Genomic DNA, 14,947 nt, shown 5'->3' with positions numbered 1-14,947 from the left:
GCCCACAGGGTAGGGTGGACTGTGCCGCCGGCTCAGAGCAGGCGGGCAATCAAGGCGCCGTCGACCGGGCCTTCGAGCGGAATGCGCACGCGGACTGGATTACCCTGGGCAACGGTCACGGGTTCGCCTTCCAGGTTGAACATCTTCTCGAGCAGCACCTGGCGGTTGCCGCTGGGGTGGATGATTTCCAGCGTGTCGCCCACGGAGAAGCGGTTCTTGGTCTCGATCTCGGCCAGGCCGTCGGCCCAGCCGCGCACTTCGCCGACGAAGTGGCTGCGCTGCAGCACCGAGTGGCCGGTCTCGTAGTTCTGGTAGTCCTGCGCGGGGCGGCGTTCGAGGAAGCCGCTGGTGTAGCCGCGGTTGGCCAGGCCTTCGAGTTCGGTGATCAGGTTCGGGTTGAACGGACGGCCGGCGACGGCGTCGTCGATGGCGCGGCGATAGGTCTGGGCAGTGCGCGAGACGTAGTACAGCGACTTGGTGCGGCCTTCGATCTTCAGCGAATCGACGCCGATCTTGGTCAGGCGGTCGATGTGCTCGATGGCGCGCAGGTCCTTGCTGTTCATGATGTAGGTGCCATGCTCATCTTCCATGATGGGCATCAGCTCGCCGGGACGGCCTTGCTCTTCGAGCAGGTACACATTGTCGGCCTTGGGATGGCGCGGCTCGCTGCTGCAGGCCGAGAAGCCGGTTTCGGCTTCCTGCTGGGCCTTGGCGAAGTCGAAGTCGCCTTCCATCTTCAGCGGCATGGCTTCACCGGTGTTCGGGTCGACCGCGGTCTCCTGGGTCGCGTAGTTCCAGCGGCAGGCGTTGGTGCAGGTGCCCTGGTTGGGATCGCGGCGGTTGAAGTAGCCCGACAGCAGGCAGCGGCCCGAGTAGGCGATACACAGCGCGCCGTGCACGAACACCTCGAGTTCCATGTCGGGGCATTCCTGGCGGATCTTCTCGATTTCGTCCAGGCTCAGTTCGCGCGACAGGATGATGCGGGCAATGCCCATGCGCTGCCAGAACTTGACGGCTGCATAGTTGACGGTATTGGCCTGCACCGAGATGTGAATCGGCACTTCGGGCCACTTCTCGCGCACCATCATCATCAGGCCGGGATCGGCCATGATCAGCGCGTCAGGCTTGAACGCGATCACGGGCTCCATGTCGCGCAGATAGGTGCGCACCTTGTCGTTGTGCGGCAGCAGATTGCTGGTGACAAAGAATTTCTTGCCACGGGCATGGGCTTCGGCAATGCCCTGGCCGATCTGTTCGAGACGGAACTCGTTATTGCGCGCGCGCAGCGAGTAGCGGGGCTGGCCCGCGTAGATGGCGTCGGCGCCAAAATCATAGGCGGCGCGCATCTTGTCGAGCGAGCCGGCAGGCAGCAGAAGTTCGGGGGCTTTGAGAGGCATGGCGCAATTGTCTCCGATTGGGAGAAATCGGGTGGCGGTCATGGCCTGAAACTGCCGGGTATAGGGCAAAGTCGCGCGCAGCGCCCGCCCTCAAACGCCCTTCGACCTGCCCGCGCAGGGAGGCTCAGGGCGAACGGCGTTGGCGAGTTATACCCGAGGGGGTAGCGAGTTGCTCTCCCCCCGTTCGTCCTGAGCGGGGTAAGCGAGACGGGGTCTCGCAAGGCGCTCAAAAGAAATAGCGGGCTTCAAAATTCCCGTTCGCCCTGAGCCCGTCGAAGGGTGAACGGCCTGCGCTCAAGGCATGAGGACAGGCCGTTCATGGTGCGACGCGCCCGGCCAGGGAGGCTCACCACGAACGGGTCACTGTTTTGCCGCCTTTTGCCAAAATCCGACCACCTTCTAAGTCATTGATTTATTTGACAAAAAAAGCTGTTTCTTGAGAGCTTTTCGAAGGATGAACGTTCTGCTTTAGAAATCAAGCATGCGCTTAATCCCTTGGCCTGAACCCAATCGTCAGCGAACTCGGCACCCGCCCATCGGTATCCCGCGGCAGCGTGTCGGTCTTGTGCAGCGCGCGCACCACGGCCTGGTCCCAGGCGGCATTGCCGCTGGACTGGGTCACGCGCACGCTGACGATGGTGCCGTCGGGCGAAGTGCGCACCGCGACTTCGGCGCGCGGGTTGCCGGCCACATCGTCGGGGTAGACGATATTGGGCTTGACCTTGGCCGCGACCTTGGCGCCGTAACCGGCCGAAGGCCCGCCCGACGAGGAGCCGTTGCCCTGGCCCTGGTTGGGGCTGCTGCCGCGTTCGGCGCTGCCCTTGGAGTCGTCGGAGCCCGCACCGGCCAAGCCTTGCATGCGGCGCAGGTTCTCGGCGCGGCGCGCTTCGGCGGCCTTGGCTTCCTTGGCCGCGTCTTCCTTCTTGCGCTTGTCGGCAGCGGCTTTCTCCGCGGCTGCTTTTTCGGCCTTGGCCTTGTCTGCCTTGGCTTTTTCTTCCTTCTCCGCCTTCTCGGCTTTTTCGGCGCGCGCTTTTTCTTCGCGCTCGGCCTTGGCCTTCTCGGCTTTCTCGGCCTTGGCTTTCTCCGCCTTGTCTATTTTTGCCTGCTCGGCCTTGTCGGCCTTTTCCTTTTCCAGGCGTTCCTTGCGCTCTTCGGCAAGCTTTTCACGGCGTTCGCGTGCTTTTTCCTCGCGTTCGCGATCGGCTTTTTCCGCCTTCTCGGCCTTTTCGCGTTCGAGCTTTTGCGCCTCTTCGCGCTTTTTCTTGCGCTCGAGCGCAATTTCGGCTTCGTGGTCGTCGTCCTTTTGCACCACGGGTGGCGGTGGTGGCGGCGGCGGCACGACGACCGGAGGAGGTGGCGGCGGCGGTGGCGGCTCGGGCTTCACTTCCGGCGGGGGCGCAGGCGTTGGCTCGGGCGTGGGCGCCGGCGGCGCGGCTTCCTGGGGCAGGGCGGACCAGAGCTCGGCCTCGATCGCGGCCTCCTGCATTGCGGGCGGCATGCGCACGGCCCAGAGCATTGCCGCCACGAGCAGGCCGTGCGCCACGATCGCCAGAAGCCACGCGCGCAGGCGCGGCGGAGGAGGGGGCGGGGCGAAGGGGTCGTGTTCTGGCGGTCGGGACATGGAGGGCAAGGATCTGGGGACGGCCGGGTTTACTGGCTGGATTTGACGTCGAGTGCGACGCGCTTCACGCCCGCGCGCTGCAATTGACCCATGGTCTGCATGACGGTGTCATAGCTGAGTGTCTTGTCGGCGGAAATGACGACGGCGCTGTCCTCGGGCTGCTGGGCCTGCCAGGCCTTGGCGGCTGCGCCCAGCTCGTTGAGGCGCACCACCTGTTCGCTGCTGCCGGTCTTGAGACGGATGGAGCCGTCCTTCTCGATCAGGATGCGCGCCAGGTTCTCGGTCGGCAGGCGCGAGGCCTTGCCCGCACTGGGCACGTTGATCGCGCCAGGCGTGAGCATGGGCGCGGTCACCATGAAAATGATCAACAGCACCAGCATCACATCGATGAAGGGCACCATGTTGATTTCGTTGACCGTGCGGCGCTGGCGGCCACCTCGTGAAGACACTGCGGGCATGGATGGGCTCCTGGTGGCGGCTCAGTGGCCGGACGCGGTGCTGCTCGCGGTCGAACCCACGTTGCGCTGCAGGATGTTGGAGAACTCTTCGATGAAGGTGTCGAGCTGGTTGGCGACGCGGTCGGTCTGGTGGGCGAAGCGGTTATAGGCCGTGACCGCGGGAATCGCGGCGAACAGACCCATGGCCGTGGCCACCAGCGCTTCGGCGATGCCGGGAGCGACCGTGGCCAGCGTGACTTGTTCCATGCTGGCAAAGCCCGTGAACGCGTGCATCACGCCCCACACCGTGCCGAACAGGCCGACATAGGGCGAGACCGAACCGACCGAGCCGAGAAACGGCAGGCCGGCTTCGATTTCGTCCATCTCGCGCTGCAGGCTCGCGCGCATCGCGCGGCGCGTGCCGTCCATCAGCGTGGCGACATCGCCGATGCGGCGTTCGCGCAGCTTCTGGTACTCGCGCATGCCGCTGGCGAAAATCCGCTCCATCGGGCCGCCGCGCTTGGCGTTCTGCGCGGCCGACGCATAAAGGTCGTTGAGGCTGGTGCCCGACCAGAATTCCTGTTCGAACGCGTCGTTGAACGCGCGCACCCGCTTGAGCAGGCTGGACTTGCGGAAAATCGCGGCCCAGCTGGCGACCGATGCGACCACCAGGGCCAGCATGACGAGCTGTACGACCCAGCTGGCCTGCAGGACCAGGCTGAATATGGACATGTTTTGGGAATTCATGAAAGTTGTTCCAGAAGGCTGATCGGAATTCGTACCGGACGCATGCTTGCGCCATCGACCCAGCCGATGCGTATCGACGCTTCACTGAGCAATTGCGGACCGTCCGCGGGAGATTGCAGGAAAGCTTGCTGGCGTATTGTCAACGACGCACGGCCGCTCGCTTGTAAGCGGGCGGTAACCAAAAGTTGATCGTCCAGGCGTGCGGGCCGGTGGTAATCGACCTGTGCCTGAGTTACGACAAACATACCGCCGGTTTGTTCCCGTAATTTTTGTTGCTCCAGTCCCAGCGAACGCAGCCACTCGGTGCGCGCGCGTTCGAAGAACTTGAGGTAGTTGGCGTAGAACACGATGCCGCCGGCATCGGTGTCTTCCCAGTAGATGCGAATGGGGAACGCGAAATCCATGCGCGTTCAGCCCAGCAGCGCGCGCAGGCGGCGCACGGCCTCCTGCAGCTGGGGCAGGGAGTTGGCGGTGGAAAAGCGCACGTAGTTCGCAGTCTGCGCCGTGCCGAAATCGCGCCCGGGCGTGATCGCCAGGTGGGCGCGCTGCATCAGCGCATAGGCGAAGTCCCAGCTGCCTTCGACGCCCAGCTTGCGTGCGGCGTCGGTGCAGTCGGCCCAGGCGTAGAACGCGCCGTCGGGCATGACAGGCACGCGCAGGCCCAGCTTCTCCAGCTCGGGAAGAAAATAGTCGCGTCTGGCCTTGAACTCGGCGCGGCGGCGCTCGAACTCGGCCAGGCTCTCGGGCTCGAAGCAGGCCAGGGCCGCATGCTGGGAAATGGTGCTGGCGCAGATGAACAGGTTCTGCGCCACGCGTTCTATGGCCGGCACCAGCGTTTCGGGCACGACCATCCAGCCCAGGCGCCAGCCCGTCATGTTGAAGTATTTGCTGAAGCTGTTGATGCTGATCAGGTCGTCGCCCAGCGCCAGCGCGGTCTGGGAGTAGGCCGGGTCATACGACAGGCCCAGGTAGATTTCGTCGATGATCGTCAGGCCGCCGCGGGCGCGCACCACGTCGTGAATGCGGCGCAGTTCGTCGGGCGCGATCGATGTGCCCGTGGGGTTCGACGGCGAGGCCAGCAGCACGCCGCGCGTCTTCTCGCCCCAGGCCTCGCTGACTTTTTCGGCGCTGAGCTGAAAGCGCTCGGCGGCCGTCGTGGGAATCAGCACCGCCTTGCCATCCGCCGCGCTCACGAAGTGGCGGTTGCAGGGGTAGCTCGGGTCGGGCATGAGAATTTCGTCGCCCGAATCGATCAGCGCCAGGCAGGCCAGCTGCAGCGCGGCCGAGGCGCCCGCGGTGACGACGATGCGCCGCGCGGGCACATCGACGCCAAAGCGCTGTGCATACCATTGGCTGATGCGTTCGCGCAGCGCGTCCAGGCCCAGGGCCGGCGTGTACTGCGTCTGGCCTTGCGCGACGGCGCGCGCCGCGGCCTGCTGCACCAGCGGCGGTGCCGTGAAGTCGGGCTCGCCGATGTTCAGGAAGATCATCGGCTCGTTGGTGTCGGCGACTTCGCGTGCCAGGGCTTGCGCCGCCTTGGCCACTTCCATCACATAAAACGGCTCGATGCGCTGGGCGCGTTTCGATACTTGCATCCGCGGGTGCCATCCTGCCCGCAGGGCGCGGGCGTTAACAGAGATCAAAGGAGGGCCGCCGCTGCGGGCGGCCCGGCGCGCGTCAGTCGGCTGCCTTCTTGCCCTTGTCGGCCGTGACTTCGGCGCTGCGCAGGCTGGGGGCCAGGCCGTTGAGCACGGCGTTGACGTACTTGTGGCCGTCGGTGCCGCCAAATTCCTTGGCCAGCTCGATGCACTCATTGAGCACCACGCGCCATGGCACGTCGGGGCAGTGCAGGAACTCGTAGGCGCCGATCCACATCACCGCGTGTTCGATGGGCGAGATTTCGCTCATCTGGCGGTCCAGCTTGGGCAGGATCAGCGCGTCGAGGTCGGCTTCGGTGGTGATGCAGCCGTGCAGCAGCGCGTCGTAATGCGCGGTGTCGGCCTTGTGGAAGCCCGCGAGGTCACGCGTGAACATGTCGATCGCGGTGGCGTCGTTGCGGCCCACGATGTGCTGGTACAGCGCCTGCAGCGCGAATTCGCGTGCGCGGCTGCGGTTGGACTTGGACGCGGCCTTGCGCGCGCCCGTGGCGGTGTTGCCGGCGCGCTGCTGGCGTGGGGGGCGGGCCGAGGCCGATGGGGATTGTTCTTCGCTCATGTCAGTTCAAGGTGGCGAGCAGTTGGGCCATTTCGACCGCCACGCGGGCCGCGTCGCGGCCCTTGTCGGTCTGGCGTGCAATGGCCTGCTCCATGTTTTCGGTGGTGATGATCGCATTGGCGATCGGCAGTTGGTGGTCCAGCGACAGGCGGGTCACACCGGCGCCCGATTCGTTGGCCACCAGTTCGAAGTGGTATGTCTCCCCCCGGATGATGCAGCCCAGCGCCACCAGGGCGTCGTACTGCTCACGTTCGGCCATGGCCTGCAGCGCCACGGGCACTTCGAGCGCTCCGGGGACTTGCACATGGTCGATATTCTGTTCTTCCACGCCCAGCGCCAGCAGCTCGGCGCGGCAGGCCGCGGCCAGCGCGTTGGTGATGCTTTCGTTCCAGCGGGCCTGAACGATGCCGATGCGCAAGCCTGCGCCGTTGAGTTGCGGGCCTGTGCCCTGTTCTGCGCCAAACATTTTTTATTCCTTGGGGATGTAACCGGTGATCTCGAGGCCGTAGCCGGCCATGCTGGGCATGCGGCGGGGCTGGCCCATCAAACGCATCTTGAGCACGCCGCATTCGCGCAGGATCTGCGCGCCCACGCCGTAGGTGCGCAGGTCCATGCGGCCGCGCTCGGGCGCCTGGGCCGGGCGTGCGCTGCCGTCGAACTGCGACAGCAGCTGCTCGGCGCTTTCGCCGCAGTTGAGCAGCACGGCCACTCCCTGGCCCTGGGCATCGATATAGCGCAGGCTGCTGTCGAGGCTCCAGGAATGCATTTCGCGGTCGACTTCGAGCAGGTCGAGAATCGACAGCGGCTCGTGCACGCGCACCGGCACTTCGTCGTCGGCGTTCCAGCTGCCCTTGACCAGCGCGAGGTGCACCGAGCGGCTGGGCTGGTCACGGAACACGCGCACCGTGAATTCGCCAAACGGCGTCTGCAGGGGGCGGCTGTCGACGGCTTCGAGCAGCGACTCGGTGCGGCTGCGGTAGTGGATCAGGTCGGCGATGGTGCCGATTTTCAGGCCATGTTCGGCGGCGAAGATCTGCAGGTCGGGCAGGCGCGCCATCGTGCCGTCGTCCTTCATGATCTCGCAGATCACGGCCGAGGGGCTGCAGCCGGCCATGCCGGCGAGGTCGCAGCCGGCTTCGGTATGGCCGGCGCGCATCAGCACGCCGCCAGGCACGGCCTGCAGGGGGAAGATGTGGCCGGGCTGGACCAGATCGTCGGCCTGGGCGTTGGCCGCGACGGCGGCCTGCACGGTGCGCGCGCGGTCGGCGGCGGAAATGCCCGTGGTCACGCCTTCGGCGGCTTCGATCGAGACGGTGAAAGCCGTCGAGTGCTTGGTGCCGTTGCGCGTGGCCATGGGCTGGAGCTTGAGCAGCGCGCAGCGCTCGGGCGTCAGCGTCAGGCAGATCAGGCCGCGGCCGAAACGCGCCATGAAGTTGATGGCTTCGGGCGTGACGTGATCGGCGGCCAGCACCAGATCGCCTTCGTTTTCGCGGTCTTCTTCATCGATCAGCACCACCATGCGACCGGCGCGCATGTCGGCAATGATGTCTTCCACCGGGGAGATGGCTACGGGATGCAGGGGGGCAGTCATGCGAACTTTCTTGGGATGCCGGTGTTCAATCGGCGCAGGCAGCGTGCATTCCAGGGGGAACTGTCGCTGGCACCGCAGGCAGTGCCCCCAAAGAACGATCGATGCGGCCCGGGCCGCTCCGGGGTCGGTTGCCGGATGGCAGCCAAACCCTCAAACGAGCATTTTAGTCCAGCCGCGCGCCGCGCGCGCCGAGCATTCCCGGCGAACTCAGCGCGTAGGGTCTTGCAGCACCACATCGCCCAGCGGGTAGGCGACGCAGGGCAGCACGCAGCCTTCGGCTTTTTCATCTTCGCTCAGGCCGGGCCATTCGATCTCGTAGCGCACGCTGCCCGAGACCAGAGTGCCTATGCAGGTGCGGCAGGTGCCGTTGCGGCAGGAGCTGGGCCAGTCGAGCGAGCCTTGTTCCAGCGAGTGCAGCAGCGGCTGGTCGGCCCAGGCGTCGCATTGCGCGCCGCTGGGCGTGAGTTTGGCGATGAAGAAATCAGGAGTGAAAGGGTTGCTCATGCGCAGTCGGGCGGGGAGAAAAGGGGCAAGGACGGAAGGCGGTTTCGCGCATGAAAGGGTATGCGGTCTGCCTTATTTTTAGGCAATGTGGATAAATTCCAGGCAAATCAACAGCTTGCGTGGCTCTTACAGCGATTGCCGAAACTTATCCACATGATTGTCCAGTTTTGTCGGGCATAACTGCAACCGGACAAAGGGTTAACCCTTGGTTGAGTGCCTTGGCGTTGGCTTCTGCACGCCGGTGCCCGCGCATTGTCGGTGCTGCCTGTTTTTTAAGCAAACAGAGTTGGTTCTTTTGAAATCAATGACTTACGGCAGTTAAACGGCGAAAAACGAAAGTTGTGCACATGCTTGTCCAGAAAACCCGGTAACAACTTTGTACGATGGATGACAGGCTGCCTCATTTTTCAGCGTTGGGCTGCAAGCAGGCAATCTGCAACCCCATCACAATCTGCGTTAGCGTGCGCGACCGTGCCAGGGAGACAGGACGCGCGCACGTGAATATCTGTAACCGCGCCACGCGCAGGCAGGCATTTCTCTATTATCTCGGCGTCCGGGCTGGGCGTGCTAAGTTCCGGCTCCCACCCAGTTGTATCGGTACCCAAGAATGAATAAATCGCAGGAGCTCTTGCCAGTCCCCACCTCCGACCGCCTGGCGCAGATCCGCCGTGGCATCGAGAAGGAAGGATTGCGCGCACTGCCTACAGGGGGCCTGGCGCTGACACCGCACCCGATTGCGCTGGGATCGGCACTGACGCATCCGAACATCACCACCGATTACAGCGAATCGCAGATCGAGCTGATCACCGGCGCCCACCGCGGCGTCGATGAATGCCTCGATGAGCTGATCGAAGTCCACCAGCATGTCTACCATAGCCTCAAGCAGGCCGGCAACGAGATGCTGTGGGTGTCGAGCATGCCTTGCGGACTGCCCACCGACGAGACCATTCCGTTGGCGCGCTACGGCTCGTCGAACGCCGGCCGCTCTAAAAGCGTCTACCGCATGGGCCTGGGCCACCGCTACGGCCGGCGCATGCAGATGATTTCAGGCATCCACTACAACTGGTCGCTGCCGGGTGTCGACAGCGACCAGTATTTCGCGCTGATCCGCAATTTCCGCCGCCACGCTTTCGTGCTGCTGTACCTGTTCGGTTCCTCGCCCGCGCTGTGTTCGTGCTTTGTCGAAGGCCGCGAGCACAGCCTGCAGCCGCTCGACGCGAGCGGCCGCACATTGCACCTGCCGCATGCGACTTCGCTGCGCATGGGCCGCCTGGGCTACCAGAGCGATGCGCAGGCGGCGATCAACGTCAGCTACAACGGCCTCGACGGCTACGCCAAGTCGCTGCACGAAGCGCTGACTCAGCCTTATCCGGCCTATGAGCAGCTGGGCATTCGCAACCCCGGTGGCGACTACAACCAGCTGGGCACCAGCCTGCTGCAGATCGAGAACGAGTTCTACGGCACCATCCGCCCCAAGCGCACGGTGCGCAGCGGCGAGCGGCCGCTGCACGCGCTGCGCGAGCGCGGCGTCGAATATGTCGAAGTGCGGCTGATGGATCTCGATCCGTTCGAGCCCGTGGGCATTGCGCAAAGCACCATGCGCATGCTCGACGTGTTCCTGCTGCATTGCCTGCTCAGCGACAGCCCGCCCGACACGCCCGCGGAAATCGCCGAACTCAAGCACAACCAGCATCTGGCCGCCGAGCGCGGTCGCGAGCCCGGCCTGCATCTGCAGCGCGGCGGGCGCGACGTGCTGCTGAGCGACTGGGCCGATGAAGTGCTCAGCGCCTGCGCGCCGCTGGCCGCGTCGCTGGACCAGACGCATGGCACGACCGATTACAGCCAGGCGCTGGCCCTGGCCAAGGCGCGCGTTGCCGCGCCCGAAACCACGCCTTCGGCCCAGGTGCTGCGCACCATGGTCGAGCAGTACGACAGCAGTTTTCTCGACTTCACGCTGGCGCAGTCGGAGCTGGCGCGCGAGACGCTGCTGAACCTGCCCTGGACCGCCGAGCAGCAGGCCAAGGCCCAGGCCCAGGCGCAGGAATCGATAGTGGCGCAGCGCGAGCGCGAAGCCGCCGATACGCTGCCCTTCGAGGAATGGCGCCAACGCTACATGGCACCCCAGGAACTGGGCTAAGAGCCGCTCACACGACCCAGCAAATCGAAGATTTGCGGTTGGTGCTAGGCGCGGCGCCGCAGGCAGTGCAAGTGGCACGACAAGGCGACGCAACGACGCAGCAAGGGTTGTGTTAGCGGCTCTAAGCGGCAGTCAGCGCGGTCTCGGCGTCCTCGATCCAGAACGTCGCCGCGTCATAAAACCCTTCCCAGACACAGCCGTTGCAGCCGCGGCCGCAGCAGCTGGTGGGTTGGATGGGCGTGGGCCGCAGCGCCACGCCGGCTTGTTCGGCCAGTGTCTGGTAGCGCGCGAATGCCGCGCAAGCGGCCTGCAGCGCCGGGGCCATGGTCTCCATCAGCGCTTGTTCTTCTTGCGCTCGGCGGTGTAGGTGGTCTTGGTCTCCAGCATGGCTTCGGCCTGCATGGTCTTGCGTCGGCGCACCAGACCCTGGATGACGAAGGCCGCGCCCAGTGCCAGCGCGAACCAGCCGACGATGTAGCCCTGGCGGAAAAGGTTGCTCAGATCGCTGGCTTGCATGAAGAATGGCGCGACGAGCACGACTAGGCCGATGATGGCGCAGGTCACGCCCTTGATCAGCAGGTCGTTGTTGGCCTGGTGCTGGGCGGGAATGGAGTTTGGTATGGACATGTAGCGACCGGTGCGTGAAAAAAGCAGAACCCGATTATCCTTGCGCCCCTTGTTAGCGACGAATCTTCAGAAAGTATTGCCCCATGGCCATTCAATGGTTTCCCGGTCACATGAATCTCACACGCAAGGCGATCGCCGAGCGCATCAAAGACATTGACGTGGTCATTGAAGTGCTGGACGCGCGCCTGCCGGGCTCCAGCGCCAACCCGCTGCTGCAGGAACTCACGGGCCACAAGCCGCGGCTGAAGGTCCTCAACAAGCAGGACGTGGCCGATCCCGCGCGCACCGTGACGTGGCTCGACTGGTACAACGCCCAGCCCGAAACCCGCGCCGTCGCGCTCGATGCGTCCGAGCCCACGCCCACGCGCCGGCTGATCGAAGCCTGCCAGCTGCTGTCGCCGGGTCGCGGCGGCATGGCCAAGCCCATGCGCGTGCTGATCTGCGGTGTGCCCAACGTCGGCAAGTCGACGCTGATCAACTCGATGAGCAACAAGGGCCAGGCCAAGACCGGCGACGAAGCCGGCGTGACCAAGCTCGAGCAGCGCATCGTGCTGGCCGATGACTTTTATTTGTGGGATACGCCGGGCATGCTGTGGCCGCGCATTTCGGTCGAGCAAAGCGGCTACAACCTGGCCGTGAGCGGCGCCGTGGGCCGCAATGCCTATGACGAAGAGCTGGTGGCGCTGGAATTCTTGCGCTATGCGCAGCGCAACTACGCGCCCAACCTGCGCGAGCGCTACAAGCTCACGCAGACCGATGCCGAAATCGCCGCGCTGCCCGACGACGAACTGCTCGAAGCGGTGGGCCGCAAGCGCGGCGCGGTGATGACCGGCGGGCGCGTGAACGTGCAGAAGGCGGCCGAAATCGTGATCACCGATTTCCGCATCCACAACCTCGGGCGTATTACGCTCGAGACGCCCGCGGAATACGAGGAATGGTTCACCAAGGGCATGGAACTCGACGCGCTGCGCCAGGCCAAGAAGGACGCGCGCGCCAAGCCCAAGAAGACCGGCATCCGTAATCGCAAACCGGCAGCGCCCTCGGCCTGAGTGGCCGAAAGGCGCGCCATTGCTTTATTTCACGGTTGGGGTTTCAAACCAGCGGCGCGCCAGCAGATCCCAGAAACGCGGACCGCGGTCCAGGTTTTCATCGTTGAAGTCGTAGGCCGGGTTGTGCAGGCCCACGCCGGTCTTGCCGTTGGGGCCGTTGCCTATCCAGCCATAGGCGCCGGGCACGACTTCGAGCATGAAGCCGAAATCTTCGGCCGTGAGCGCGGGCAGGATGTCGCCGTCGGCATTCTCTTCGCCGACGATCTCGCGCATCACACCGGCCATGAAGCGGGCTTCATGCGCATGGTTGGTGGTGTTGGGGTAGCCGGGCTTGATGATGACTTCGGCCTTGCACAGATGCGCCGCGGCCACATGCTCGCTGATGCGGTGCAGGCCGTCTATCATCATCTTCTCGGTGCTGGTCTGCAGCGTGCGCACCGTGCCGTAGATCACGGCGTCGTCGGGAATGATGTTTTCCACCGTGCCTGAATTGATCTGGCCCACGGTCACCACCGCGCTGTCGAGCGGGTCGGTGCTGCGCGACACCAGCGTCTGCAGCTGGCCCACGAGCGCGCAGGCCACGGGAATTGGATCGATGGTGGTGTGGGGCATGGCCGCATGGCCGCCCTTGCCGCTGATGCGGATCTCGAAGCGCAATGCCGAAGCCATGATGGGGCCGACACGCACCGCCATCTTGCCCGCGGGCAGCAGCGGCCAGTTGTGCAGCGCGAACACCGCTTCGCAGGGGAACAGCGTGAACAGCCCGTCTTCCATCATTGCGCGCGCACCCGCGCCGCCTTCTTCACCGGGCTGGAAAATCAGGTGCACCGATCCGTCGAAGTCGGGTTGCTGCGACAGCAGCGTGGCCGCGCCCAGCAGCATGGTCGTGTGGCCGTCGTGGCCGCAGGCGTGCATGCGACCCGGGTGGGTGCTGATGTGGCCGAAGCTGTTGAGTTCCTGCACCGGCAGCGCGTCCATGTCGGCGCGTATACCTATGCTGCGACCGGGGTTCTCGGCGCTGCGGCCCTTGCCGTGGATGGTTGCGACCACGCCGGTCTGTCCCAGGCCGCGGTGCACGTTCAGGCCCAGGGCCTTCAGATAGGCCGCCACCTTGTCGCCCGTGCGGTGCTCTTCGTATTTGAGCTCGGGGTGGGCGTGCAAGTCATGGCGAAAGCGCAGCAGCTGGCCAAGATGGGGAGTGATGTCGGGAGTCGTGTGCATACAGAAGGCCGCAGCTGCACCGGGCAGGGATCGCCGGTGACTGCGGCAAATCAGAATCAATGAAGCATTATCCGGCCGCGCAGCGCGCCCAGTCCTTTGGTGCGGCAATGGCACAGCGGTATAGCGGTTTTAAGGTGCATTTCCCGCCTTGCGTTCGGCATGTTCCTTGTGCTTTTCGGCATTTTCGTTGGCCGCGGCACGCACTGCGGGCGCGAGCAACGGCACCAGGCTCAGCACGCCGAAGGCCAGCACGGTGCTGAGCACGGCCGTCACTTCCTTGCCTATGCCGGCGCCGGCGCCTATGGCCGCTGTGAGCCAGATGCCCGCGGCCGTGGTCAGGCCCTTGACCTGGTCGACATCGTCGCCGTTGCGGTCGGTCTTGAGAATCGTGCCCGCGCCCAGAAAGCCCACGCCCGCGATCAGGCCCTGCAGCACCCGGCTCAGATCGGCCGCATTGCCGCCCGCCTGCTGCGCGACCATGACGATCAGCGCCGCGCCCATGGACACCAGCATGTGCGTGCGAATGCCCGCCGCCTTGCCGTGGATTTCGCGCTGCCAACCGAGCAGACCGCCGAGCAGCGCCGCCAGTGTGAGCCGCAGCACGACACGCGTGAGTTGCTCGATATCGTTCACGTCTGCGAACTCGGAGGCGACGGTGCGCCCGACAATATTCCACCAGTGGTCCATCAAGAATCCTTAGGAGCGGGTTGCGCAGGAATCGCTGCTGCGGCAACGACTGTGCGCCACAACGCCGACGCCACAGGGCAGCGCAGACCGGCATCGCGTGTGCGCCCAGGCCTACGTCCGGCGCGCGCACATTTCGCTGCATTGGCCTATAGCCAAGACGCGGACCTTGTGGTTTAGTGGTGGCTCCTGTTGCCGAGGAGATGACCATGACCCCGTTCTCTCTAGATTCCAGCATGACCTCCATGGGAGGCGTTTTCTACCCCACCGGCCATGTGTTCGCGATGGTGCCCAGCGACGATGTGGCCCATGCCGCGGCCGAGGCGCTGCATGCCCTGGGCTATGGCGGCGCGGTGCGCCACGCCACGCCCGAAACCGTGCTGACCGACATCGTGCCCACGCTGGGCGTGGAAGAAAACGAATTGCAGTCGGCCGGCCTGGAAGGGGAAATCGTGCAGCGCATAGGCGCACTCGCGCACGAAGGCCATCACGGTCTGCTCGTGGCGCTGGGCCATGACGACGCGCATGAAGTCGCCGAAGTGCTCAACGCCTACGGCGCGACCGCCGCCTTCCATTACCGCGAACTGGTCATCGAGGAACTGGTGCCCGACCAGGACGATGACGACTATCCCGAAGAAGAGGACGGCGAAGATTGAAGCGTGCGCTGGCGCCGGCTATTGCCCAGCATCCAAACGCCAGACGCGCGACAATCGGCGCC

17 protein-coding genes are annotated in these 14,947 nt (G+C 64.9%); 3 read left to right on the top strand and 14 right to left on the bottom strand.

Annotated elements, in window-relative coordinates:
- Window positions 1-32: 32 nt before the first annotated feature.
- The 10 genes from trhP to KHY18_RS16720 all read right to left on the bottom strand — a co-directional run bounded on the left by trhP (window position 33) and on the right by KHY18_RS16720 (window position 8,511).
- Complete coding sequence (gene trhP / locus KHY18_RS16765) at window positions 33-1,397, bottom strand: prephenate-dependent tRNA uridine(34) hydroxylase TrhP (protein WP_213302264.1); 1,365 nt, start codon at window positions 1,395-1,397, stop codon at window positions 33-35.
- Between the two features lie 487 nt (window positions 1,398-1,884).
- A complete protein-coding gene (gene tolA / locus KHY18_RS16760; RefSeq protein WP_213302261.1) occupies window positions 1,885-3,018 on the bottom strand; it encodes a cell envelope integrity protein TolA in 1,134 nt (377 codons plus the stop codon).
- A gap of 29 nt (window positions 3,019-3,047) precedes the next feature.
- Complete coding sequence (locus KHY18_RS16755) at window positions 3,048-3,476, bottom strand: biopolymer transporter ExbD (RefSeq protein ID WP_213302257.1); 429 nt, start codon at window positions 3,474-3,476, stop codon at window positions 3,048-3,050.
- Window positions 3,477-3,497: 21 nt separating this feature from the next.
- Window positions 3,498-4,202, bottom strand: a complete 705-nt coding sequence (gene tolQ, locus KHY18_RS16750; RefSeq protein ID WP_213302254.1) for a protein TolQ — start codon at window positions 4,200-4,202, stop codon at window positions 3,498-3,500.
- On the bottom strand, window positions 4,199-4,606 hold the full coding sequence (ybgC, locus tag KHY18_RS16745) for a tol-pal system-associated acyl-CoA thioesterase (RefSeq protein WP_213302251.1): 408 nt from the start codon (window positions 4,604-4,606) through the stop codon (window positions 4,199-4,201). Before ybgC ends, tolQ begins: the two co-directional genes overlap by 4 nt.
- Before the next feature lie 6 nt (window positions 4,607-4,612).
- On the bottom strand, window positions 4,613-5,797 hold the full coding sequence (locus tag KHY18_RS16740) for a pyridoxal phosphate-dependent aminotransferase (RefSeq protein WP_213302248.1): 1,185 nt from the start codon (window positions 5,795-5,797) through the stop codon (window positions 4,613-4,615).
- Window positions 5,798-5,879: 82 nt separating this feature from the next.
- Window positions 5,880-6,416, bottom strand: a complete 537-nt coding sequence (gene nusB, locus KHY18_RS16735; RefSeq protein ID WP_213302245.1) for a transcription antitermination factor NusB — start codon at window positions 6,414-6,416, stop codon at window positions 5,880-5,882.
- 1 nt (window position 6,417) lies between these two features.
- The gene (gene ribH / locus KHY18_RS16730) at window positions 6,418-6,882 is read right to left on the bottom strand and encodes a 6,7-dimethyl-8-ribityllumazine synthase (protein WP_213302242.1); all 465 of its coding nucleotides are present in this window, start codon (window positions 6,880-6,882) and stop codon (window positions 6,418-6,420) included.
- Window positions 6,883-6,885: 3 nt separating this feature from the next.
- Window positions 6,886-8,007: a bifunctional 3,4-dihydroxy-2-butanone-4-phosphate synthase/GTP cyclohydrolase II gene (gene ribBA, locus KHY18_RS16725; protein WP_213302239.1), complete on the bottom strand. Its 1,122-nt coding sequence runs from the start codon at window positions 8,005-8,007 to the stop codon at window positions 6,886-6,888.
- A gap of 207 nt (window positions 8,008-8,214) precedes the next feature.
- On the bottom strand, window positions 8,215-8,511 hold the full coding sequence (locus KHY18_RS16720; protein ID WP_213302236.1) for a 2Fe-2S iron-sulfur cluster-binding protein: 297 nt from the start codon (window positions 8,509-8,511) through the stop codon (window positions 8,215-8,217).
- A 607-nt stretch (window positions 8,512-9,118) separates the two neighbouring features.
- Here KHY18_RS16720 and gshA point away from each other — a divergent pair.
- Window positions 9,119-10,648 carry a glutamate--cysteine ligase gene (gene gshA / locus KHY18_RS16715; protein WP_213302233.1) on the top strand — a complete coding sequence of 510 codons (1,530 nt, stop codon included), beginning with the start codon at window positions 9,119-9,121 and terminating at the stop codon, window positions 10,646-10,648.
- A 121-nt stretch (window positions 10,649-10,769) separates the two neighbouring features.
- Here gshA and KHY18_RS16710 read toward each other — a convergent pair whose 3' ends face one another.
- Both KHY18_RS16710 and KHY18_RS16705 read right to left on the bottom strand, forming a co-directional pair.
- On the bottom strand, window positions 10,770-10,973 hold the full coding sequence (locus KHY18_RS16710) for an oxidoreductase-like domain-containing protein (protein ID WP_213302327.1): 204 nt from the start codon (window positions 10,971-10,973) through the stop codon (window positions 10,770-10,772).
- A gap of 8 nt (window positions 10,974-10,981) precedes the next feature.
- On the bottom strand, window positions 10,982-11,275 hold the full coding sequence (locus KHY18_RS16705) for a hypothetical protein (RefSeq protein WP_249729180.1): 294 nt from the start codon (window positions 11,273-11,275) through the stop codon (window positions 10,982-10,984).
- Between the two features lie 83 nt (window positions 11,276-11,358).
- On the opposite strand from KHY18_RS16705, the gene ylqF reads away from it, so the two are divergent.
- On the top strand, window positions 11,359-12,324 hold the full coding sequence (ylqF, locus tag KHY18_RS16700; RefSeq protein WP_213302230.1) for a ribosome biogenesis GTPase YlqF: 966 nt from the start codon (window positions 11,359-11,361) through the stop codon (window positions 12,322-12,324).
- Window positions 12,325-12,348: 24 nt separating this feature from the next.
- On the opposite strand, the gene KHY18_RS16695 is transcribed toward ylqF, so the two are convergent.
- Both KHY18_RS16695 and KHY18_RS16690 read right to left on the bottom strand, forming a co-directional pair.
- Window positions 12,349-13,545, bottom strand: coding sequence for a M20 aminoacylase family protein (locus KHY18_RS16695; RefSeq protein ID WP_213302227.1), 1,197 nt, complete (start codon window positions 13,543-13,545; stop codon window positions 12,349-12,351).
- Window positions 13,546-13,674: 129 nt separating this feature from the next.
- On the bottom strand, window positions 13,675-14,232 hold the full coding sequence (locus KHY18_RS16690; RefSeq protein WP_213302224.1) for an MgtC/SapB family protein: 558 nt from the start codon (window positions 14,230-14,232) through the stop codon (window positions 13,675-13,677).
- Window positions 14,233-14,438: 206 nt separating this feature from the next.
- On the opposite strand from KHY18_RS16690, the gene KHY18_RS16685 reads away from it, so the two are divergent.
- Window positions 14,439-14,885, top strand: a complete 447-nt coding sequence (locus KHY18_RS16685; protein WP_213302221.1) for a hypothetical protein — start codon at window positions 14,439-14,441, stop codon at window positions 14,883-14,885.
- The last annotated feature ends 62 nt before the right edge of the window (window positions 14,886-14,947 follow it).

This window comes from Acidovorax sp. CCYZU-2555 (assembly GCF_018413525.1).
Classification (GTDB): domain Bacteria; phylum Pseudomonadota; class Gammaproteobacteria; order Burkholderiales; family Burkholderiaceae_C; genus Comamonas.
Note: the sequence above shows the minus strand (reverse complement) of the source record. Positions and strands in the feature narration are given on the sequence as shown.